This is a genomic window from Pontibacter actiniarum, assembly GCF_003585765.1.
Lineage (GTDB): Bacteria > Bacteroidota > Bacteroidia > Cytophagales > Hymenobacteraceae > Pontibacter > Pontibacter actiniarum.
Genome location: NZ_CP021235.1, coordinates 3,083,497 through 3,106,786 on the forward strand (window position 1 = coordinate 3,083,497; position 23,290 = coordinate 3,106,786).

17 protein-coding genes are annotated in these 23,290 nt (G+C 54.7%); 3 read left to right on the forward strand and 14 right to left on the reverse strand.

The features are described 5' to 3' along the window. Positions 1 to 10 precede the first annotated feature (10 nt). The 8 genes from recN to CA264_RS13315 all read right to left on the reverse strand — a co-directional run bounded on the left by recN (position 11) and on the right by CA264_RS13315 (position 7,124). A complete protein-coding gene (gene recN / locus CA264_RS13285; protein ID WP_025607834.1) occupies positions 11 to 1,708 on the reverse strand; it encodes a DNA repair protein RecN in 1,698 nt (565 codons plus the stop codon). 136 nt (positions 1,709 to 1,844) lie between these two features. Further along, positions 1,845 to 2,075 (reverse strand): hypothetical protein, encoded by a 231-nt coding sequence (locus CA264_RS13290; RefSeq protein WP_025607835.1) that lies wholly within the window; start codon positions 2,073 to 2,075, stop codon positions 1,845 to 1,847. A 73-nt stretch (positions 2,076 to 2,148) separates the two neighbouring features. Then, on the reverse strand, positions 2,149 to 3,054 hold the full coding sequence (gene porD, locus CA264_RS13295; RefSeq protein WP_025607836.1) for a type IX secretion system protein PorD: 906 nt from the start codon (positions 3,052 to 3,054) through the stop codon (positions 2,149 to 2,151). After that, entirely contained in the window at positions 3,047 to 3,709 is a 663-nt protein-coding gene (coaBC, locus tag CA264_RS22440; RefSeq protein WP_335682333.1) for a bifunctional phosphopantothenoylcysteine decarboxylase/phosphopantothenate--cysteine ligase CoaBC, read from the reverse strand. The genes porD and coaBC overlap by 8 nt, the downstream gene beginning before the upstream one ends. Continuing rightward, on the reverse strand, positions 3,690 to 4,250 hold the full coding sequence (locus CA264_RS22445; protein ID WP_335682334.1) for a flavoprotein: 561 nt from the start codon (positions 4,248 to 4,250) through the stop codon (positions 3,690 to 3,692). The genes coaBC and CA264_RS22445 overlap by 20 nt, the downstream gene beginning before the upstream one ends. A 9-nt stretch (positions 4,251 to 4,259) precedes the next feature. Continuing rightward, positions 4,260 to 4,589: a DNA-directed RNA polymerase subunit omega gene (locus CA264_RS13305; RefSeq protein ID WP_025607838.1), complete on the reverse strand. Its 330-nt coding sequence runs from the start codon at positions 4,587 to 4,589 to the stop codon at positions 4,260 to 4,262. A gap of 12 nt (positions 4,590 to 4,601) precedes the next feature. After that, positions 4,602 to 5,426, reverse strand: a complete 825-nt coding sequence (locus CA264_RS13310) for an outer membrane protein assembly factor BamD (protein ID WP_071784597.1) — start codon at positions 5,424 to 5,426, stop codon at positions 4,602 to 4,604. Between the two features lie 78 nt (positions 5,427 to 5,504). Then, on the reverse strand, positions 5,505 to 7,124 hold the full coding sequence (locus tag CA264_RS13315; RefSeq protein ID WP_036776164.1) for an OstA-like protein: 1,620 nt from the start codon (positions 7,122 to 7,124) through the stop codon (positions 5,505 to 5,507). A gap of 123 nt (positions 7,125 to 7,247) precedes the next feature. Between CA264_RS13315 and tilS the strand changes: the two genes are divergently transcribed. Further along, on the forward strand, positions 7,248 to 8,579 hold the full coding sequence (gene tilS, locus CA264_RS13320) for a tRNA lysidine(34) synthetase TilS (protein WP_025607842.1): 1,332 nt from the start codon (positions 7,248 to 7,250) through the stop codon (positions 8,577 to 8,579). Positions 8,580 to 8,761: 182 nt separating this feature from the next. Beyond that, positions 8,762 to 9,700, forward strand: coding sequence for a malate dehydrogenase (gene mdh, locus CA264_RS13325; RefSeq protein WP_025607844.1), 939 nt, complete (start codon positions 8,762 to 8,764; stop codon positions 9,698 to 9,700). Between the two features lie 84 nt (positions 9,701 to 9,784). On the opposite strand, the gene CA264_RS13330 is transcribed toward mdh, so the two are convergent. The 6 genes from CA264_RS13330 to mutL all read right to left on the reverse strand — a co-directional run bounded on the left by CA264_RS13330 (position 9,785) and on the right by mutL (position 19,850). Then, positions 9,785 to 10,978 carry a Pycsar system effector family protein gene (locus CA264_RS13330; RefSeq protein WP_025607845.1) on the reverse strand — a complete coding sequence of 398 codons (1,194 nt, stop codon included), beginning with the start codon at positions 10,976 to 10,978 and terminating at the stop codon, positions 9,785 to 9,787. An 18-nt stretch (positions 10,979 to 10,996) separates the two neighbouring features. Next, positions 10,997 to 13,594 carry a BamA/TamA family outer membrane protein gene (locus CA264_RS13335; RefSeq protein ID WP_036776168.1) on the reverse strand — a complete coding sequence of 866 codons (2,598 nt, stop codon included), beginning with the start codon at positions 13,592 to 13,594 and terminating at the stop codon, positions 10,997 to 10,999. A 40-nt stretch (positions 13,595 to 13,634) separates the two neighbouring features. After that, the gene (locus CA264_RS13340) at positions 13,635 to 15,968 is read right to left on the reverse strand and encodes a hypothetical protein (protein WP_157593702.1); all 2,334 of its coding nucleotides are present in this window, start codon (positions 15,966 to 15,968) and stop codon (positions 13,635 to 13,637) included. A 181-nt stretch (positions 15,969 to 16,149) separates the two neighbouring features. Then, a complete protein-coding gene (locus CA264_RS13345; protein WP_036776172.1) occupies positions 16,150 to 17,058 on the reverse strand; it encodes a rhomboid family protein in 909 nt (302 codons plus the stop codon). A gap of 6 nt (positions 17,059 to 17,064) precedes the next feature. Continuing rightward, on the reverse strand, positions 17,065 to 17,844 hold the full coding sequence (locus CA264_RS13350) for a rhomboid family intramembrane serine protease (protein WP_025607851.1): 780 nt from the start codon (positions 17,842 to 17,844) through the stop codon (positions 17,065 to 17,067). A 143-nt stretch (positions 17,845 to 17,987) separates the two neighbouring features. After that, a complete protein-coding gene (mutL, locus tag CA264_RS13355) occupies positions 17,988 to 19,850 on the reverse strand; it encodes a DNA mismatch repair endonuclease MutL (RefSeq protein WP_025607853.1) in 1,863 nt (620 codons plus the stop codon). Positions 19,851 to 20,325: 475 nt separating this feature from the next. On the opposite strand from mutL, the gene CA264_RS13360 reads away from it, so the two are divergent. Then, positions 20,326 to 23,226 carry a glycoside hydrolase family 3 N-terminal domain-containing protein gene (locus CA264_RS13360; RefSeq protein ID WP_084196229.1) on the forward strand — a complete coding sequence of 967 codons (2,901 nt, stop codon included), beginning with the start codon at positions 20,326 to 20,328 and terminating at the stop codon, positions 23,224 to 23,226. Positions 23,227 to 23,290 lie beyond the last annotated feature (64 nt).

Sequence of the window (23,290 nt, forward strand, 5' to 3'; positions counted from 1 at the left end):
CAATTCCTACTTACAAGGAAAGCAACTCTTTTGCACTTTGATAGGCGTTTGCGCTAGGATTAGCACCGGCAATCATGTGTGCAATCTCGTTTACGCGCTCCTCCTCGTTCAGCTTCTTCACGCGGCTGATTGTGCGCTCGGCAGTGTCCTCTTTATACACGAAGTAATGCGCGTTGCCCTGGGCAGCGATCTGCGGCAGGTGCGAGATGGCGATAATCTGGTGCTTCTGCGCCATCTGCTGCATCATTTTGCCCACCTTCACGGCCACCTCACCCGAAATACCGGTGTCGATCTCATCGAAAACGATGGTTGGCAGCGAGGTTTTGTCGGCCAGCATGTACTTTATACTTAGCATCAGGCGCGAGAATTCGCCACCCGAGGCCGCCTTTATCAATGTTTGCGGCTGGGCGCCCTTGTTGGCGCTGAACAGGATGTTGATATCGTCTGTACCGGTGGCGGTAGGCGCTACCTCGTTGTGCTGGATAACGATGCGGGCGTTCGGCATGCCCAAGTCGGCAACCAAGGCGTAAAGCTCCTGCTCAAAGGTCTCGAAAGAGGCTCTGCGGCGCTCAGAAAGTACGGCCGCTTTCTCCTTCACGTCTTTCTCAGCCTTGGCCATGGCCTTTTCTGTATTGGCAATAGCCGTGTCCAGGTTCAGCACGCTTCCGACCTTCTCCTCCAGCTCTCGCTGTATTTCCAGCAGTTCCGCATTAGACTGCACCTGGTGCTTGCGCTGCAACGTATAGATCAGGTTCAGTCGCTCCTGTACCTCCAACGTTCTTTCAGGGTCAGCCTCGGTGTTTCGCTCGGCATCCTCCAACTCACCGGCTATATCGTTGAGCTCAATCATGCAGCTTTCGGTGCGGGTACGCAGTTCCTCAAACTTGCTTCCGAACTGCGCCAGCTGGCCAATCAGGTGCACCGTGTCTTTTAGCGCCGAGGTGATGTTGAACTCCGACTCCGTCAGGCTTTGCACCGACTGGGTCAGCTTGAGCTTGATATCCTCGGCGTTCTCCAGTTGCTTCAGCTCCTCCTCCAGCTCCTCCTGCTCCGTCTCCTGCAGGTTGGCCTCGGCTAGTTCGTTCAGCAGGAAAGCATGGTAGTCGTGCTCCTTCTGGGCCTGCGCCAGCTGGTCGGTCAGCTTTTTATAGTCGCTTTCAAGCTTCTTGTACTGGCGGTAGCTCTCGTTGTACTTGCGCAGGTACGACAGGTTTCCGGCATAGATATCGAACGTGGTGTTACCCATGGCCGCCGTGTTGCCGGCATAGATGTCCAGGATGTTGAGCTGATAGCTCGTATCGCCCAGCTGCAGCGTATCGTGCTGCGAGTGGATATCCATCAGGTTCTCACCGATCTTGCGGATCACGTCCAGCGTTACGGGCGTGTCGTTCACGAAGGCACGGCTCTTGCCGCTCGGGCTGATCTCGCGGCGCAGGATACACTGGTTATCGAAGTCCAGGTCCTCGGCGGCAAAGATTTCCTGCAGGTTATAGCTGGATATGTCAAACACACCCTCAATCACACACTTCTCATCCTGCCTGAACAGCAGCTTTGTATCGGCACGGTTACCCAGCAAGAGGCCAATGGCCCCCAGCATGATGGACTTACCGGCACCGGTCTCACCCGTGATGATGTTGAGCACCGGCGAAGGGTTCATCTCCAGTTTCTCGATCAGGGCGTAATTTTTTATTTTAAGATCTGTCAGCATATACTATGACACAAGACTATAGACATAAGAAGACTTTTGGCCTACGCTAAAGTTCGGTAATTCTGTTCTTTTTTTGACGTATGGGATTTACAGGTAATTCTGGGGTAAGGTTGGCCGGCGGCTGCACCAGTAGGCGCTAATACGGGGCCTCTATGTCGTAGATCACCTCTTCGATCTGCTCCAGCGGCAGCGTATGCAGGTGAAGGCGCGGGTCCTGCAGCTGCAGAATTTCCGGGCTCAACTCTTTCAGCACGCCGTGCAACACGATTTTGCTGCGCGTAATTACCTGCACGCTTGGCCGCTGCAGCAGCTCCATTGCGCGGCCCTGTAGGTCTTTTCTGAAAATGCGGACTTGGCGTTTGCCCATAGGTGTACGTATAAACACAGCAGCTCCTTCTGCCACCGTGAAGTTACACCCTTTTCATGAAATTCTAAAAATTTTAGCGTTTTAGCAAAATCTCGTACTTGCTGTTGTTGGTAGGGTCTACCTGAGATAAGATGGTGTAGGCCTGTTGCTTCTGCGCCGGGGCCGCTGCCTTGAACATGTTTACCAGCTCATCGGCTTTAGCATCGAAAAAGGCCCGAAGTATGGCTGCGTTCGGTTTCTGCTGCTGCAGGCGCTGCATGTTCTCCAGCACGCCCAGCACGTTTTGGCGCGCGTCTTCCGGCTGCTCAGCCATCTGGTCCAGCCCCTGGCGGTGCATGGTGTACATGCCCTCCCGGAACGGCAGAAACTGCGGGTCCTGCACGTTGTCAATCAGCCAGTAGCGGTTACGGTTACTATCGAAGGCTTTCCAGCCCGGGTAGCCGGCACCCTGCGAAGAGGCCACGTTAAGTATAGAGCGCGCCTGGTCGAAGGCCGGGGCGCCCCCCAGGCGGCCAAAGCTGTCGTTGTCCATCCCGATAATCATGTAGGCATAGAAGGCCAGCATAGAGGACAGGTTGGAGGTGTAGCTGTTCTCGGCATACTCCAGCGGCTGGGCATCGTTAAAGCGGAAGGTCCAGTCTTTATCTATAAAGGAGAAGAGCGTGGACTCGTAGCCCGTGCCGTATGCCGGCCTCACCGACAGCACCTGCACATTGGCCTTAAAGGAGCCGATCTCAGGCATCTCCGTCAGGTTGATGAGCAGGCGGCATTTAATGCGCTCATCGGGGCGGTACTGCTGGTTGGTCCAGCGGCGGTTGTTCATAAACTCGAAAATGCGCGTTTGCATATCGGTGAATAACTGCCGGTCGGTGTACTGTACTTGCTCACTGTTTACCACCACATCACACTGCAGCTCCTGCGCCCTGGCGGACCAGGCGGTAAAAACCAGCATCAGCAAAACAAGTACTTTCTTAGCCATGTAACCGTTCCCAGATTAAGTTTACTATATCCTGCGCCAACTCACTCTTCGGCTTCAGCTCAAAGCTGTGCGTAGCGTTTTCTTCTATAATGGTCACCTGATTGGTGTCATGCGCAAAACCTGCCCCGGGGTCGTTCAGGGAGTTAAGCACAATCATGTTCAGGTTCTTCTTGCGGAGCTTTTCGCGGGCGTTGGCGCTCTCGTTGTGCGTTTCCAGGGCAAAGCCCACCGAAAACTGCCACTCCTTCTTCTGCTTGCCCAGCGCCGATGCAATGTCAACGTTCTTTACCAGCTCAATCGTGAGCTCGTCTCCGTCTTTTTTTATTTTTTTATCGGCCATTGTCTTTGGCCTGTAGTCGGCTACGGCGGCGGCAAACACCCATACATCCGCGGCCTCGGCGTACTTTAGCACCGCCCTGTACATCTCATCGGCCGTGGTTACAGCCACCACCTCAATATTGGCGTGGTGTGTGCGCAGGTTCGTTGGCCCGGAGACTAACTGCACCTTCGCGCCCCGCTGTGCGAAACACTCTGCCAATGCGTAACCCATTTTACCCGTAGAGTGGTTCCCGATGAAGCGCACCGGATCGATGGGTTCGTGTGTCGGCCCTGCCGTAAGCAGCACCGTTTTGCCTTTAAACGATTTTTCCGTCACCTGAAAAAAATTTCTGAAGCACTTGCACAATCTCCTCCGGCTCTGCCAGGCGCCCCTGCCCTACCAGGCCGCTGGCCAACTCGCCGTAGCCCGCCTCTATAATGTGGTTGCCGTAGCCCTGCAGCTTCCGGAAGTTATTCTGCACCGCCGGGTGCTGGTACATGTCCAGGTCCATGGCCGGGGCAAAGAACACGGGACAGCGCGCCGACAGGTAAGTGGCGCTAAGTAGGTTATCGCAGAAGCCGTTCGCCATTTTGGCCACGGTGTTGGCGCTTGCCGGGGCCACAACCAGGGCATCGGCCCAGAGCCCGAGGTCCACGTGGTTGTTCCAAACGCCGGTCTCGTCTTTCACAAACTGGCTGAGCACGGGCCGTTTAGAGAGCGTGGCCAGTGTAAGAGGGGTTATAAACTCAGAGGCAGAAGCAGTCAAAATGACCTGAACTTCTGCCTCCGCCTTTACGAGTTGCCGAACCAGCAGCGCCGCTTTGTAGGCTGCTATACTTCCGCAAACTCCCAATATGATTCTTTTACCTTTCAGCATCCGCCTGTACTACAGGTTGATGTCCTCCTCGGTTACTTCGTCTGGTTTTCTTACGTACACCTTTCCTTCCAGAAACTCCTCAATAGCGAGGTTGGTAGGCTTTGGCAGGCGCTCGTAGTACTTGGAGATTTCGATCTGCTCGCGGTTCTCGAATACCTCCTCCAGGTTATCTACCGTAGTGGCAAACTCAGCCAGTTTAGAGTTTAGCTCTTCCTTCAGCTTTACAGCTACCTGGTTTGCTCTTTTAGAGATCACAGCCACAGACATGTACATATTGCCGGTTTGCGCTGCAAAGTCGGCCATGTTGCGGGTAACGATTGATGATGGAACTGATGCCATATATAGTATGCTTTATGAATTCTGTTGATTTGATTTTCTAAGGGATGCCAGGGAGCTCTGTACCGCCTCGTACACGCGCTCTGCTTCGCGCTTATACTTGCTGTCCGGGTACATGTCCACAAAGGCCTGGAAATAATCGACGGCTTGGTCGAAGCGCTCCTCCTGCTTATCCGGCACACTCTCCAAAGCGAAGCGGTACTGCGCATCCAGCCTCAGGAAAGAAGCCTCCTCCGCGTACGGAGACGAAGCGTGCTCCTGCAGGAAGTTGTTAAGGGCCACGGCCGCCGAGCGCCAGTAACGCAGCTGGTAGTACAGGCGCGCCTGATTAAAGTCCTTCTTATCCAGCTTCAGGTAGAGCTCCTCGATGGTCTTGTTTACCTGCGGGGCAAACTCGCTGTTCGGGTAGCGCACCAGAAACTCCTCATACGCCTCAATGGCCGTCACGGTTGGTGTCTGGTCCTCCTCGTAGCTGGGCGACTGCTGGTACAGCGACTGCGCCTGCATAAACATGGCCTCCTCGGCTAGCGGGCTGCGCGGATAGGTGGTAAAGAAGCTTCGGAAATAGGCATCGCTGAGGATGTAGTTGCCTTGCATGTAGTGCGACTTGGCACGGTAGAACTGAGCTTTCTCCGCCTCCTCGGTACCCGCCATCAGGTCGGTTACCTGGTCCAGCAGCTGAGAGGCACGGTAGTACTCCTCTTGCTCATAATACTCCAGTGCAGCCTGATACTTCTTGCTGACATCGTTGCTTTTCAGCAACTTTTGAAAGTTGCTACAGCCGGTGGCGAGCAGCAACAGGCAAAACAGTGCGATACTATGGAAAAAGCCTCTATTCATGAACAGGCAAAATTATAGAATATCCAATTGATTTACAAAACAGATTAAGCAAAGGTGTTAGCTTTCTTTCCGCCTGCCCTACTTTTTCCTTCCTCCGGCCGTTTTCTTGGCCGATTTCGCCTTGCCCGCGGGTGCTTTTTTCTTTGGTTCCGGCTTTGGAGCGGCAGCGGCGGGCTTAGGCAGCACCTGCTCCTTTGTAGGCCGCAGTTCTGCCAGCCAGGCAAAGCCCTCTAGCTGCTTCTGCCCCTCCTCCAGCTCGTGGGGCGGTATAAAGCTGGCGTCCGGCTGCACCAGAAACGAGATTGTCTTCAGTTTATTTTCCCCGAACTTCAAAACCATGTCACTGCAGATGGCCTTGTTCATGCCGGTCACCGTGGTATCTCCCTCTAAGGCAAAGTATAAGCTCTCCCCGTTGCCGTTCACATTTACCCTTTTAATATCCCCGTTCTGGAAGTAGGCGGTCATGTCGCGGCCCTTCACCTGGTTGTAGTTCCGCAGGGTGTCTTCGGAGGCGATAAACGCGTTGCTGTACATGTACATGCGGTCGATGGTCTCGTTGCGCAGCTGGATGTGGATGGTATCGGCCACCAGCTGGCTCTGCTCGTTCCAGAGCACCGGCTTCACGTTCATGTGCATGATGGAGTCGGTTCGGTTATAGCTCAGGGAGTCGGCCTTGCCCTGCAGGTCAGACTTAAATATCTTCACGTTCGGGTAGGCAAAGATCATACTTGCCGTGCGGGCCCCTTTCGCCTCCTGCGAGTACAGTGTGTCGGCGGAAAGGTAGAGCGTGTCGTTTTCCATGATCGTCTCCATCACAGGGCGGCCGTATACTTTGGCCTCTCCCCTGTCGCGCCAGTAGCGGCCAATCTGCCCCCGTATCGTTACGTCATCCTTGAGCGAGCGCAGCGACACGTTCTTTTCGGCGTAGCCGTAGCCCGTGTTCTGGTCATAAAACAGCTTATCGCCCCCTAAGCGGTACTCTTTGGTCAGGATATAGGCGTTGCGCCCGAAGTTCGACACCTTGGTGATGGTGTTGTAGGTTCCCTCTTCGGCGTACAGGTCGCCCTGCTGCCCGGCAATAAAGGTAGGCCCCTGGAAGTACACCACCTTGGTGAGCGTGTTGTACTTCATGTTCTGCGCCTTAATGTCGTAATCCGCGGTCTTCACCTTTACGTCCTGCTGAAAGTCCAGCATCTTGGTTTTGGTGTTGTAGGTACCCATGCGGCTCTCCAGGCGGTTCTCCGGGTCTACAATCACACCGCCCTCCGTATAGGTTGCCGTGCGCGTGTTCAGGTTATAATCCAGGCTAGGGGTGGTCAAGGTCATGCGCGGGTCCTTCATTACCACGTTGCCGATGATCCTGGCCGTGCGGGTGTCGCCGTTGTAGGTGGCGCGGTTGCCGGTGATGTTCACGGTGTCGGCCTGGTTGATGCGCACATTGCCGAAGGCCTCCAGCACGTTTTTCTCTTTGTACTGATACACGGAGTCGGCGTACAGGATGCCGTCCTTCTGCTTAAAGACAACATTGCCGATCAGCTTATCGATGCGCTGGCCGTTAAAGTTACCGCCAATCAGGCTATCGGCCTGCTGCAGCTCTACCGGCACCTTCTCTCCCTGCTGCTGATTCTGGCGCTGCCCAAAAACGGTGGCGGCCATCAGGGTAAAGACGAGAGAAAAGAGTATTTTTGCGTTCTTCATTTAAATCTTTGAAAAAGGACTAAAGACATTTTAACAAGGGATGCGTTTCTTTTGCCCTTTGCCTAACAGTCTTCCGTCTATTTTATACTTCAAAATTAGGAAAAATTCACCAGCCGCTGCTTTATGCTACAGAAAGTTTCAGGTTTCATACAATCCCACGGCCTCTGCCAGCCAGGGAGCAAAATATTAGCGGCCGTAAGCGGCGGCATCGACTCCACCGTGCTCTGCGAAGTGCTGCACCAGCTCAAGTACGACTTTGCCGTGGCACACTGCAACTTCGGGCTGCGCGCCGAGGAGGCCGAGGCCGACCAGTTATTTGTCAAAAAGCTGGCCAAAAAGTACGATGTGCCCTTCTTTACCGAAAACTTTAACACCCGCGCCTTTGCCGAGCAGGAGAAGCTCTCGACGCAGATGGCGGCCCGCACCCTGCGCTACGAATGGTTTGAGCAGGTGCGCCAGCAGGAGGGCTACGACCTTATCGCCACGGCCCACCATAGCAACGACCTGACCGAAACCATATTGCTGCACCTGACCAAAGGCACCGGCATTGCCGGCCTGCACGGCATCCCGGCCAGAAACGGGAGCATCATCCGCCCGCTGCTTTCTATCACCAAAGACGACATTTACGAGTATGTGACGGAGCGAAAGCTGATCTGGCGCGAGGACAGCTCCAACGAAACCACCAAGTACCAGCGCAACAAAATCCGGCACGAGGTGATTCCGGTGCTCAAGGAGATAAACCCCAGCCTGGAGGAAACGATGCAGCACTCGGCCGAGCGCGTCAGCCATGCCGAAAGTATTGTGGCTGCGTACATTGCGGCCCTGCGCCAGCAGAGTGTAAGGGAGGCAGAGGAGGCGGTGTATGTGGCGCTGGAGCCCCTGCAAAACGCCAACGGCCTGCCCGTGGTGCTGCACGAGCTGCTGCGCCCCTACAATTTCAGCTACAGCGTGGTGCTGGAGCTGGTGGAGGCACTGGAGGGCATACCGGGCAAGCAGTTCGAATCGCCTACCCACACGCTGGTGAAAGACCGCGACCAGCTGGTGATTACCCAGCGCAACCTGAGCAGCTTCGGAAGCATACTTATCAACGAGGGCGATACGGAGGCGGAAGCCGGAGGCTACTCGTTTAGCATCAAGTATATAGCCGCCGACAAGTACAAACTCAACACAAAGCCGCACGTGGCCGCCCTGGATGCTGCCCAACTGAAGTTCCCGCTCAAGCTCCGCAGCTGGCAGGAAGGCGACTGGTTTGTGCCGCTGGGCATGAACGGCAAAAAGAAAATCAGTGATTTTTTAATCGATAAGAAAGTACCTGCCAACCTAAAGAGCCAGACCCTGGTATTAGTATCAGACCAGTCTATTGCCTGGATCGTGGGCCAGCGCCTGGACAACCGCTTTAAAGTAAGCGACAAAACAGAGCAGGTGGTGGAGATCACTTTGGGACGCAAGATGTAAGACACAAGACAAAGGACTTTCTGATAATGGAAGAAATGAGCTACTCCAGAAAAATAAGACTTTATTCGTCTTCAATCTTATGTCCTGTGTCTTTTATCTTAAAGTCACACTTTTAATAATAGATTTTTCTAATTTTACAGGAGTTAACCGAATCTCAAACTATAACAAAACTATATCCGACAATGAAAGTAACCGTAGTTGGAGCAGGTAACGTTGGGGCTACATGCGCCGATGTGCTGGCTTATCGCGAAATTGCGAACGAAGTAGTACTAGTGGATATTAAAGAGGGTTTTGCTGAAGGTAAGGCACTCGACATCTGGCAGAAAGCGCCAATCAACCTTTACGATACGCGCACTGTAGGTGTAACAAACGATTACAGCAAAACGGCTGGCTCTGATGTAGTAGTAATTACCTCCGGCCTGCCACGCAAGCCAGGTATGACCCGCGACGACCTGATCTCTACCAACGCTGGTATCGTGCAGTCGGTAACAGAGAACATTGTAAAGCACTCTCCTGACGCGATCATCATCGTGGTTTCTAACCCACTGGACGTGATGACTTACGCAGCGCACATCACTTCTAAGCTGCCACGCACGAAGGTAATGGGTATGGCCGGCATCCTGGATACGGCACGTTACCGTGCGTTCCTGGCTGAGGCACTGAACGTATCTCCTAAAGACATCCAGGCGGTGTTGATGGGTGGCCACGGCGATACCATGGTTCCGCTTCCGCGCTACACTACCGTGGGCGGTATCCCGGTTACAGAGCTGATCGAAGAAGATAAACTGAACGCTATCGTTGACCGCACCAAGAACGGTGGCGGCGAGTTGGTGAAACTGATGGGTACTTCTGCCTGGTATGCACCGGGTTCAGCAGCTGCCCAGATGGTGGAGGCGATCGTGCGCGACCAGCGCCGTGTGTTCCCGGTTTGCGTGAAGCTGGAAGGCGAGTACGGCATTGACGGTGTATACTTGGGTGTACCGGTTATACTTGGCAAAAACGGTATCGAGAAGATCATCGAACTGCAGCTGAACGAGGACGAGAAGCAACTGCTGGAAACTTCTCGCGGCCACGTGAAAGAGGTGATGGACGCGCTGGACAACATGTCTTCCAAAGCGTAAGCAACTCTTACTTATTGATACTGAAAGCGCCGCTCCTGTTCAGGAGCGGCGCTTTTGCTTTATACTTTTGCACGGGATCGTACCTCAGCCCCCTATCACCAGGTGGGCCACAATAAAAGAAGCCACCGACACTATAAAGCCGAACATGAACACGATATACGCCACCCGCAGCTTCCTGTACTTGCGCTCCAGCACCACGCCCAAATTGTAGTGGTCCCGGATCAGGCTGCCGTACAAGTAGTCCGGGTCATCCATCACCTGCTTTATCGCCCACTCATACTCGTCCACAGGCATGTTGTGGTAACTCCCGAAGAACAATAAGTTAGCGCGTTTCTGTTTTATATCCTCCTGGCTAAAGCGGCCCTGGGTTAGTTTAGGCAGCGTGACAAGAATGGTAAACACCACTGTTACCAGGGAAGTGAGCGTAAGAATAATAGTAGGTATGATTAACCGCGGCTCCTCCTCCAACTTTCGGAATACCACTGACACCAGCAACGACACAATAATGGAGCTGATCGTAAGCAGTATCTGCGCCTTGCTATCGGCCATGTCGCTTAGGCGTATCTGGTTGTTAGACATAATCCGGAACATGGTCTCGATGCCACGCTCCGGCTTCTTGTCTTTCTTCTTCTTGTCCTTCTTCTGCGTATCCTCTTCTTTTACCTCTGCCCCGGCAACAAAGGTATGCTCCTGTTGCTGCAGGCTTTCCAGGTTTTGTTTCTTGCCCTCCTGCAGCGCCTGTTTGCAAAAGTCGGTGTGGTAGCCGTGGCGCTCCAGAAACTGAATAGAGGCCCGTGTCCATACTTCTTCCTGAATCTGGCGCTCCGTACGCAGCTCAGCCTCCTGCCTTACCTGCTCGTTTTTGAGCAGAAAATCCTTGGTGCCTAGATGAAACAGGTCTGCATCGCAAAGGATCTGTGCCGGCAAAGATTTGGGTTCCTGAGGTACGTGGGTGGCCAGTATGCACTCTTCTACCCGTGCCCGCAGCTCCGGCAGCGCTCCTTTAGAAGCAAGGAAAGCATCCGCCAGCTCAGCACTTTTCTGCACATGCTCCTCCTCGGATGTAAACAAGTATCCAACATCATGGAGCCATGCCCCCAGCTTCACAGCCAGGTAGTCCAACTCGTTTAAAGTATAATAACCGGAAATCCGCTCTACTGCCGCTACGACATCTTCCGTATGTTTTATGGAGTGATAAGGCAGGGATATATCCTTATGCTCCTGAAAGAGGCCCCTTACGTGCGCCGCGGTTTCTAAAATCAGTTTTATTCCATCCATTACGATGTGTGTCAGTATTTAAAAACGGAAGCCAACCGAAAAGTATGGCAACGCTCCGTCCTCCGAGAAGCCTACTACCCCGTGCAGTAAGATCAGCTCAGCAGGAGACACATAAACTCCTCCGCCAAAGCCGTCGTGCCAGCCGCTGTCATGGTCGCCATAGTCGGCCCACACGCGCCCAACATCGTTAAACCCTATCAGGCCAAACGAGCCCGGAAACAGGAAGGAGTTAAAATCAAACAGCTTCAGGCGTAGCTCTATGTTGTGGTACAGCATTTGCTCGCCGGCAAAGCGAAAGTTACGGTAGCCTCTCAGGTTTTGCGTGCCTCCCAAGTATAACAACTGAAAGAAAGCTGCATCGCCAAACGTTGCGCCACCACCTACCCGGTTAGCCACAACAAAATTATTTCCTAAGCTAAAGTATACCCCAATTTCAGACTGCAGTCGGCCATACTTGTCTTCATCGCCATTAAACTGCGTAATGCCGCGCAAATTGGTATCCCAGAAAATACCCTGCGTCGGCATTATGCTGTTATCGCGGGTATCCAGGGTAAAGCCACCGATCAGGCCACCGTAGTATTTACTGCCAAAGAGGTCCTGCCCCGGGTTTTGCTCGCTATACACGTTTATAAAGCGCCCTTCATTATCCTCAGGGTTCATGCTGAAGAACTGACCGGTTATACCTGCATATGCTTTGAACTTTGGCGTGAGCAGGCATTGCAGCGTGGCCTGCGCCTCTATAAAGTCGTAGCGGGTGCGGTAGTAGCGAATTCTTTTATCCGTGATATCCAGAAACTCCGTGCCGTTGCCTACTCCAAAGAAGTTGCTCGTGTTATTTGGCGCCCGGGCATCCAGCTCCAGCCCCAGGTCATACTGGCCCACCAATTTAGGAAATTCTGCCTCATAGCTTCCGAAAAAAGCGTTTGTTGCCAGGGCATGCCCTATAACCAGGCGGTGTTTAGCGGCATAAGGCTCTCTGCGGAAGCCGTGCTTCGTGAACTGAAAACCGGCTCCCAGAAGAATACCATCGTCCAGGTTATAGCCTACCGTTGCCAGCGGCATCAGCACATCATACTCGAAGCTGCGGCTGTTGTAGCTGTTCACCACGGTATCGTTTGCCAGCTTCAGCTTGGCCACACTACCTTCAGGCAAGGTGTTCTGCTCATCTTTGCGGTCATAGATAAGCAGGCGGCGTTTATTCCGGAAATTATCAGCCACCTGGAACGTATCGGCCTTCCCTCCTCCAATCAGGCGCACCTTAATATCAGATTTGGCATCGCCCTCCACCGTGAACAGGTCTTCGTCACCGCGGCCGTATAACCTTAGCTCGTCGGTAATATCTGGGTTAAAGGTACGCTGCATCAGCAGCTTATCGCGCTTGCCCTCTTTCTTGATCTTGTATACCTTCAGGTCAATGTTCCCGCCTGGCTGGTAGGTCAGGTTAAACTCTTCGTGCTTGTCTGATCCGGGAATGTCCACTTCTTCAGCCAGAAAGCGGTAGTACTCCATTGCCTGGTTCTCCAGATCGTTTCGGCGGGCTATTAGTTTCTGGATGGTCTCCTCTCCTGACTGCTCATAGATCGGCTTCGGCATACGCTGCACAGCTTTTCTGATCAGTTCATCGGTAAGCTGCTGCTGCACATACTTTATTTCCTCGCGCCAGTCCTGCTCGCCAAGGTGCGTCAGAAAGCTGCGGTCGAAGTAGCGGGCGTTAAAGTTAAACCCTTTGATGTCCCGTATCTCACGATCAAAGCCCTGGAACTTCGGCATAATCCATTTTCTGGAACCGATCTTCGGAATCACACCTTCGTTGGTGAAAAACACCTGATCGCGGTCGCGGGGGATGGGCGCATACAGTTTGTTACTGTCCGCATCATCTAACTGCCGCCAGCGCCACTGATCTTCGTGCCGGTCCCAGTCGCCGATCACGAAATCCAGCAGCCTTGCCCGCAGCACTGCCCGCTGGTTTACGCGTGTATCGTTATCTTCTTTCAGCTCCTCCAGCACCTTTTCGGTATTGTCTGTATCGAGGCCCGGAGCCACAGGCTCGCGCTCCTCGAACAAGTACACCGCATTGGCAAACTCCTTCTGGTAGGCACCCAATGCAGGGTCGTCGGGCAGGTAAACTATCTCCGGGTTGGCATGCAAAATATCGAGCGCCTCAGCCAGTGGCGGCACAACCAGAGCGCCATAAGGGTGTGCAGCAGAAATCTGGTCCTGCACGATATCTTTGGCTACCGTAGCCCGCAGGTACTCGGGCAAGGCCTTTTCAGGATCTTTCTGGATAGTGCGGAGCACCCATTCGTTTCCGCTGGGGTCCTCCAGGCGCAACGATTTTGTTTGCTGGCCGCCACCTTTCTTGGTAATACGGAGCCCCCCTTTCTCATTGCTCAACCGGAAGACGCGCATCTTCACCGGCGTTGCCCAAAGCTTGCGGTAGTTCTCGCCAAACCAGAAGCGGTGCGCCTGCTTTACCGAATCATACCCGGGGGCAATGGCCACGGTTATACTGTCCTGCTGTAGCGTTTGCTGCCCCTGAGCCAAAGCACACGTGCCTGTCAGCAGCAGGCCGGACAGCAGCACAAGGGTATGGTATAGCTTATTTTTGGATATCATAAATTTGCGTATAGACTGCCACACCTATACTTATCTTAGGCTAAAGAGTTATATGCAGCCGCACAGCTTTTAGTCCGGCAATGCCTTGCAACGGTTCCAGCTCCAGGTACTCAGCTTCCGGTTTCAGCTTACCTTCCTGCATAAGCTTTTCATACTGAACTTTGTACATTTCCAGCTCCTGCTCATTGGCATACACAACCGCGATCGTCCCCGGCTGGGTTAGCCGCTCATCGCTGTTGAGCAAGTGCACCTTGTCAATGCGTTTCTTTATCACCTCGTAGCGGATGCTGTAAGCGCCGTCCACATCAAAGATGCGCTCGTCTGGCCTAAAGCTCAGGTTGACTTTGTGCAGGTGCACCAGCAGCAGCTGCGTTGTCTGGAGCGGGTAGGGCAACTGCTCCTGCAGGTTATGCACCACCTGGGCCATCTCCACGATGGTGTGCAGCTGCCAGGCAATAACGTCGGAGAGGCTTTCCTGCTCCTTGTACTTTAGCTCCGGTGCTACAGAGCGGCCAACGTAGAGGCTATACTCCAAGCCGTCGGTCTGGAAACGATCCATGTAGTACGGCAGCACCCCCTGCAGCTGCTGCTCTTTCAGCATCAGCACCCGTTTCAGCTTTTTGTTTAGCTCCTCGATGCTCTCCTCGTAGCGGTGGATGGTCTGGTGCAAATCGCTGTTCCCGTCCTGCAGCTTTGCCTTGAAGGCGGCCACCGCCTCCGTGTTTATACCTTGCTCCAGCAGTTGCTCCACCGTAAGCTGCAAATGCTCCGATACATTCAGCTCATCCTCCAGGCTTGTGCTCCCGCCCAGTTGCCGTTGCCAGCGGTTTGTAGCACTGCGCAGCTCCTGCATACTTGCAGGAATAAGCTGGTGCAGCGCCTCTAGCTGTAGCAGCAGGTCGGTGCGGGTGGCATGCAGGCGCTCCACGCTTGAGTTGCGGATATCTACCGCAGCATAAAACGGCACCAGGTCATCGAACCGTATGGGCGGTGTGGGTACATACGTGCTGCCGCTCCGGGGCACCTGCCGCAGGGCTTCCCAGGCGGCCTCCCTGAACCGCCAAAGCATAGACGGATGAATGGCAGTGTACCTCCTCAGGATAAAGTTGTTGATCATCTGCTGGAACTTGTCCTGCAGGTAAAGCAGGAACTCCCGGTACATGGGCACAGCGCGCTCCACCTTGCGGCGCATCTGCAGGTTTACCAGGCCCGGCTCCGTACTCCCGATCTCGATCATGCCAATCAGCTCGCTCTTATGGTACACCGGAAAGAAAGCCATACTCCTGATGCCGTACTTATACAGGTACCGCGGCAGCTCCTCCTCCTCTCTGCCCGTGATGGCATCGTAGTAGATATCCGTGTTGAGCAGCCTGCGGCTGGAGCAGTAGGAAAACAGCGTTCTGAAGATTCTCTCCAACTCCCCGGAAGTGTGGTGCTCCCGGAGCTGGTTGAACAGGATGCTGGTGGAGGCAAAGCTATCGTGGTACACATACTGCTTGTTTACCTGCACAAAAGGCAGAAAGCCCAGCCTCACCTTCTCTGTGCCCAGCAAGGTGGAGGTAGCCGCTACCATCTGCTTTACGAGCTGCCGCTCAGGCAGGGCATGCATGTTTACGAGAGTGCTGTTTAGCCGCAGCAGCGACTCTTCCTCTGTTTCGTCCTTCAGCTTAAATATGATAAAGCCCTCTATCACGATATCGTGCAGCGGCAGCGGCTCCTGCAGCTGGCCTACACGCTGTACATTACCCTGGGCAAACTCCAGCCACTCGTGCCGCAGCGGGGGCTTCTGCCCCACCCAGCGCACCTCCATAAACTGATGGTTGCTGACCAGGCGGTAGTAGCGGTTACACGGCTGGCAGTTCTCCTCCAGCGTCATAAACTCCGCTGGCTCCGTGCCAAACGCCTCCCGCGGCACCTCATAGCTGCGGTGCAGCACTTCGCGGTACACCCCCTGCATTACCTTTTCGTTTTCACTGTGAGGCCCGCACGGCTGCAGCTTTACCTCTCCCTCGTGGCCGCTTAGCGCGAGCGCAGCAAAAGAGGGGGAGTAGGAGAAGAAGCGCAACGGCGACGGCACCCCCAACGCATACATCAGGTCCTTGTCCGCTTCAAAGGGGTAGACGTGGTTTAGCTTCAGGAGCTCGATCAGCTCCCGGTGCTCCTGCAATATGCCCCAGTCGTGGATAGGCTGCGTAAGGCGCTCATCCTGGTTGATCAGGTCGATGATACGCTGCAGGTACGCGCTGTAGGTGGGGTTGTGGCACGTGGCCAGTTGGCGCTCCAGAAAGCGGAGGTACGGCCCAAACGATAGCTCCCAGGTTAGGCTGGTCATTATACTTTGGTCCTCTGCTGCTGTTATTCCTAAAGTTTCCATAGGCAATGCGATAATGTACTACAACCTCGTAATTCAGGTAAAGTTTAGCCTGGTCTGCCTTTCCCTTACGCAAATAAAGCCGCCGCAACAACATTCCTCCGCTGAGCTTGGGAAGTTTGGCACAAACAAAAGCGGCTCCTTCTGCATGAAAGAGCCGCTTTTGCTTCTGAAGTAGGTAAAGTTATTCTTTTTGGCTTGCCTGGAAAAGCTTCTGCTTCTCCTCCTTCGAGAGGCTCTCGTAGCCGGAGCTCGAGATCTTGTCGAGGATGCGGTCTATCTCATTCTGGCTCGGTGTGCCGGGGCCGCTGCTGGCTCTGCTCCCATTGGGCTTGGCGCTGCCGCCGGTAAAACGCCTGTGCGTGATCTTGAGCTTTGGCTTGCGCTTAAAGAGGTTGCCGAAGAAGTCTGTGACCGCCAACACCGGCCGGCCCATGTCGTTGCCGCGCTGCAGCTGCTTAATAAAGATCCAGCCGATCAGGGCACCGCCAATGTGAGCGATATTACCGCCCGCATTATCGCCCACAGCCCCCGAAATAGAAAGCAGCACCAGAAAAGCCGCGATGTACTTGATCTTAACAGGGCCGATCAGGATCAGGTTAAAGGCAAAGTTCGGCAGCAGGGTAGCCGCCCCCACTACAATCGCCAGCACACTCGCCGAGGCCCCGATCATAAAAGAGAAGGCCGCACGGTCTGCAAAGTACGGCACAAAGTTGTAGCTCAGCATGTAGAGCGCGCCGCCGGCTACACCGCCCAGCACGTACAGGCTCAGCAGCTTGCGGTCGCCGAGGTACTCGCGCAGCAGCTGCCCGAACCAGTACAGGTTGAGCATGTTGAAGATGATGTGTAAAAAGCCCTCATGGGTAAAGAAGTAGGTGATCAATGTCCAGGGGCGGGTAATGAACACGAGCGGATCGGAGTTCAGCGCCAGGAAACGCATGATGATGTTGTACACCCACGACCCGCTGGTCAGGACCAGGATGGTGCGTGTGATGATCAGCACCACAAACACAATCACGTTGATGAGTATGAGCTGCTTGAGTGTATTGTTGGGTTGCCGGAAGGCAGACTTTATATCGTTGATTATACTCATTATGCCTTAGTAGTTACTGTAGTCATTACGTTGCCACATCCTCACCAGTATATACGCGAACAGCATCCCCCCCAGGTGCGCGAAATGTGCTACGTTGTCGCCAGGCACACGGTTAAAGCCGGAGTACAGCTCAAAGGCTCCGTAAAACAGCACAAAGTACTTCGCCTTGATAGGTATGGGCAGAAACAGCAGCATGAGCTCCAGGTTCGGGAACAAAAGCCCGAAGGCCATCAGGATACCGAAAACGGCCCCGGAGGCCCCTAGCATCGGGCTGTTGAAGACCTGGCTGTACACGTAACGCACTGCCTCCTTGCTTTCTTCTACATAGGTCGGGTTATCGGGGTTGCGGCGAAACTCCACGGCAAACTCTGTGTTGTAACGCCCGCTGTAGTGCTCCTCCATGTAGTTGTAGAACTTCATCGGCTCCGGGTCGAGCATGTAGGTGGCTGTTTCCTCTTCCAGGCCGTTGAGCTCGTAGGCGCGCACGCCCGAGTACAGCAGGCTTGCGCCAAGGCCGGTTATCAGGTAAAAGGCGAGGAAGCGCTGCGGCCCCCAGAAGCGCTCCAGCAGGGGCCCGAAGATAAAGAGGCTGAACATGTTGCTGAACAGGTGCGCCCACCCGCCATGCATGAACATGTGCGTGAACAGCTGCACCGGCTGGAACATGTCGGAGCCAAAGTAGTACAGCGCGAAATTCTCTACGCTGATTAGCCCGCTGAGCTGAAGTAAAAAGACAACCACATTGATGATCAGGAGGTTCCTGACCATGGGGGTGATATTGAACATGCTTCTTTCGTTCTATGGTACAGGCCCCGCGCTACTGCAACATCGCTGTAACACCCGGAGCTATGGCTTGCGGCGCCTCACCCCCGGGGAACTGGCCCACAGGCAAAGCAGCAGCTTACACGTTAACTGTTTACAATTTACACTCAGCCCTTTAGAAAAAGCTCATGCAGTTGGCCAAGCTCCATGATCACCAGTGTTTTCTGCCCGCCCGGCGTGTAATTGGGCACCTGGCACGCAAAAAGCTTATCTACGAGAGAATTCATCTCCAGGTCGCTCATGCGCGCCAGCGAGCGCGAGGCCAGCCTTTTGGCCATGGCGCGGGCCAGGTTCTCGCTTTTATCAAGCTTTAACGTGGCCGAATTGTTTTTGTACTGCTCAATCAGCTCCTCCAGCAGCTCTTTTTCATCTGCAGCATGCACATCGGCGGGTATACCGTTCAGGATGATGGTGTTGCCCCCAAAATCCTCAAACTGGAAGCCCATGTCCTTGAACTCAGCCGCCAGCTCTTTTATCAGCACGGCATCGGCCGCCGAGAGCTCCACCGTCTGCGGGAAGAGCAGCGCCTGCGAGGCACCGGTTTTCTTCTGCAGCGAGGCGTTATACTTCTCGTACAGAATGCGCTCCTGCGCCGCCTGCTGGTCGATGATCATCACACCGGACTTAACCTGCACCAGCAGGTACTTCTGGTGTATCTGGATGGCTTTTTTGGTAGAGGCAGGCGCTGCATCGGGGGCGGCAAAGGCATCGTCCAGCAGGCCCATGCCCGATGTGGCGGTGCTGGTTCGCTCCTCCTGGTCTACCTCTTTGAGCGGCTCGTACAGCGGCTCCCAGCCCCTGGAGGTGGCGCGCTTGGTTGTGGTGGCCGGCGGCGTGAAGCCGGGGAAAGGGCTGCCTCCCCCACTGCTACTGCGGGGCTTACCCTCCGGCTCAAACTCGCTGTTAAAGCCGCCCTGCAGGCGGATCGGCTGCAGCGGTGCATAGTTAACGTCCTGCTCAAAGTCCAGCGAGGGCGCAATGTTATAGGCTCCGAGGGCACGTTTCACAGCCGCGTGCACAATCGCATACACTGTTTTCTCGTCCTCGAACTTGATTTCGGTTTTAGTCGGGTGTACGTTGATGTCGATCTTCTCCGGGTCGATTTCGATGAAGAGCACGTAGAACGGGTGATTGTCCTTGGCCACCAGCCCCTCAAAGGCCGTCATCACGGCGTGGTTCAGGTAGCCGCTCTTCACGAAGCGGTTGTTTACGAAGAAGAACTGCTCGCCGCGCGCCTTCTTGGCATGCTCCGGCTTGCCCACATAGCCCTTCACCACCAGAAAGCCCGTGTCTTCCTCGCAGTAGGCCATCTGGTTCTTGTACGTGCTGCCAAAGATGCTCACGATGCGCTGGCTCAGCTTGGTGGCCGGCAGGTTAAACACCTCCATCTCGTTGTGGTGCAGCGTGAAAGCCACCTCCGGGTAAGCCAGCGCCACCCGCTGGAACTCCTCCAGGATGTGGCGCATCTCCACGGCGTTACTCTTCAGGAAGTTGCGCCGCGCCGGCACGTTGTAGAACAGGTTCTTTACGGCAATGGAGGTTCCCTCCGGCGTTACCACCGGCTCCTGCACCACTACCTCCGAGCCTTCGATAAGCATTTTGGTGCCGGTGTCGGCCCCTTGCGGCCGCGTTTTAAGCTCCACCTGCGCCACCGCCCCGATAGAGGCCATGGCCTCGCCCCGAAAGCCCATCGTCCGGATCTGGAAAAGGTCTTCGGTGGTGCGGATCTTGGAGGTGGCGTGGCGCTCAAAGCACATGCGGGCATCCGTCTCAGACATACCTATACCATTGTCCACCACCTGTACCAACTGCTTGCCTGCCTCCTTCACGATCAGCTGTACGCTGGTGGCCTGCGCATCGATGGCATTCTCCAGCAGCTCCTTCACCACTGAGGCCGGTCGTTGCACCACCTCACCAGCCGCAATCTGGTTCGCGAGGAAATCAGGCAGTAAATGTATGATGTCGGGCATCCGATTCTCTAGCTCCTTATTACTATATATACTTTTTTATTCTAAATCAGCCAATTGAACTTCTGTGGCCAAATTATTGCTTCTACTAAATTGTAAACGCAGAACTAATTCAGAATTAAAATTATTATTAATTTACAGACTGATTCTTATCAGAGGCTGGAAATTTAGCCAACAGAATCGCTTTTCTTTTCGTCTTATAAAGTATAGCGATGTTTATATCAAAGCTGGGGCTGGTGGCGTTAGCACAGTGAGCTACTCTTGATGCCACGTTAGCTGCAGGTAGGCTGTAAGGCTCTCCACCTTCTCTTCAAATCAGCTGCCGGCAGTATCGGGGTAACCTCTGGAAAGGTCTGTGTTTCCGAACCGCCTTTTGCAAAATTAGGCTTAATTTTGACTTGTTCCAATTAATAAAATATAGTAGCGTAGGATGTTGAAGAGTTTTAGTGTAGGGTTGTTGATTCTTGTTTTTCTTGTTATGGCACCGCTGATGTCGCTGAAGTCATCAGAGGAAGTCGTCGTTCATCCGCAGGAAAAACAGTGGGTCGACAGCGTGATGACCACACTAACGCCGGAGCAACGTATCGGGCAGCTTTTTATGGTTGCCGCCTACTCCAATAAGAACGAACACCACATCCGTGAGATAGACACCCTCGTGAGCCGCTATGGCATCGGGGGCGTTATGTTTATGCAGGGCGGGCCCAAACGGCAGGCCCTGCTGACCAACCGCTTCCAGGCCGCGGCCAGGGTGCCGCTGCTGGTGGCCATGGATGCCGAGTGGGGCCTGGACATGCGCCTGGACAGCAGCATGCATTTTGCCCGCCAGATGACGCTGGGCGCCATGAACGACGACCGCTATGTGTACCTGATGGCCCGGGAGATCGCCCTGAAGATGAAGCGCATGGGTGTGAACGTCAGCTTCTCGCCGGTGCTCGACGTCAACAACAACGCCAATAACCCGGTGATCGGGAGCCGCTCTTTCGGAGAGTCCAAAGAAGAAGTGGCCCGCCGCGGCATCGCCTATATCCGCGGCCTGCAGGACCACGGCGTTATGGCGGTGGCCAAGCACTTCCCCGGCCACGGCGACACCGACACTGATTCGCACCTCTCGCTGCCCGTTATCCCCCATACCCTGCAGCGCCTGACGGATGTGGAGCTGTACCCGTTTAAGCAGTCGTTTGATGCCGGCGTGATGGGCGTGATGGTGGCGCACTTATACCTGCCCGCCGTAGACTCTACCCGCAACCTGGCCACCACCCTCTCTAAACCCGTGGTAACAGGCCTCCTAAAAGAGAAAATGAAGTATAAGGGGCTCGTGTTTACCGACGCCCTGAACATGAAAGGCGTAAGCCGCTACTATAAGCCGGGCGAGGTAGACCTGAAGGCGCTGCTGGCCGGCAACGATGTGCTGCTGTTTTCAGAAGACGTACCTACAGCTATCGATATCATTACGGATGCGGTAAAGAAGGGCGCAATAACACAGGATGAGATAGACCAGCGCGTACGCAAGATCCTGCATGCAAAGTACTGGTCCGGGCTTAACAACTATAAGCCCGTTAAGCTGGAGAACCTGCAGGAGGAAGTTGACCGCCCGGTAAGCGCTGTGGTGCAGGAGCAGTTGTTCGAACATGCCGTAACGGTGGTTCAGAACAAAGACAACCTGCTCCCCTTCCGTAACCTCGATACCCTCAGCATCGCCTCAGTGGCTGTAGGCGCCTCCGTTAACAACGTGTTCCAGAATACGCTGGGCCACTACGCCCCTGTCAACCAGTTCACGATCCCGGACCGCTTTGCACCGGACTCCGCCTTCACCAACCTCATCCCAAAGCTAAAGGACAACGATGTGGTGATCGTGAGCATCCACGGCATGAACCTGACGCCTGCCAAGAACTTCGGAATCGGCACAGGCACGCTGGCCTTTATCCAGTACCTGCGCGAACGCACCAATAAGAAAGTGGTTGTGGCCATGATGGGCAACGCCTACGGCCTGAAGCTGGTGGAGGGCAACGATTGGCTGCTGTGCGGTTATGAAGACAACCCGGTGTCTCAGTCGCTGGTGCCGCAGGTGCTGTTCGGAGCGCGCTCGGCCAAAGGCAAGCTGCCGGTTTCCGCCACAAAGAAGTACACGGCCGGCACCGGGCTTCCGACTGCCTCGCTGGGGCGCCTGAAGTATGGCGTGCCGGAAAGCGTGGGCATGAGCTCCGAGGTGCTGCAGCAGATAGACAACATCGCCACAGAGGCAATCGCCTACGCCGCCACCCCGGGCTGCCAGGTACTCGTGGTGAAGGACGGCACGGTGGTGTTCAACAAGTCTTACGGTTACTATACCTACGATGCGGCGAAGCCCGTCACGAACCAAACCATTTACGACATAGCCTCTATTACCAAGGTGGCCGCTACGCTGCAGGCGATCATGTTCCTGAAGGATCAGGGCAAGATCAGCCTGGATGCAAAGCTCTCTACCTACCTGCCCGAGCTAAAGGGCACAAACAAGGCAAACCTGGTTATGCGCGATATTCTGGCCCACCAGTCAGGCTTGCGCCCGGGCCTGCCCACCTGGCAAAAGACGATCGACAAGCGAAAGCTGAAGGAAACCTTCTACGCCAGCACACAGAACGACTACTACACCAACGAAGTGATACCGGGCGTGTATTCCATCAAGTCCATGGAGGACTCGCTTTGGGCCTGGACGGTAAAAACGCCGCTTCGCCAAAAGCAGAAGGACGGCGGCTACGACTATGCCTACAGCGACCTGGGCTTCTACATCATGAAGCGCGTGGCCGAAACCATGCTGAACCAGCCGCTCGACGAGTTCATGGACCAGAACTTTTACGCGCCCCTTGGCCTCAGCACCCTGACCTATACCCCGCTGATCAAGCACCCGCGCGAGATCATCGCACCGACGGAGGATGACAACTACTTCCGGAAAAACCTGATATGGGGCACCGTGCACGACCAGGGCGCTGCCATGATGGGGGGCGTGGGCGGCCATGCCGGCCTCTTCTCCAACGCCAACGACCTGGCCATCCTGATGCAGATGAACATGAACAACGGCAACTACGGCGGCCACAAGTACTTTAATACAGATGTGGTGACACTGTTTGCCCAGCAGCAGTTTAAGGACAGCCGCCGTGGGCTCGGTTGGGATAAGCCTGCCCTGGATGGCAACGGCCCTACCTCCAGCATGGCCCCTGAAACGACCTTTGGCCACACCGGCTTTACCGGCACCGGTGCCTGGGTAGACCCGGAGAACAAGCTGATCTACATCTTCCTGTCGAACCGGGTGTATCCGGACGCCAGCAACACCAAGCTCGTAAAGTATAACATCCGTACCAGAATACATGATGTGGTTTATAAAGCCATGGTGCCGAAAACATAAAATAATATCAGTAGTTTAGCAGGTGCAGCAACAAAAGTTGGCTGCACTTGTTGTTTTGTCACAC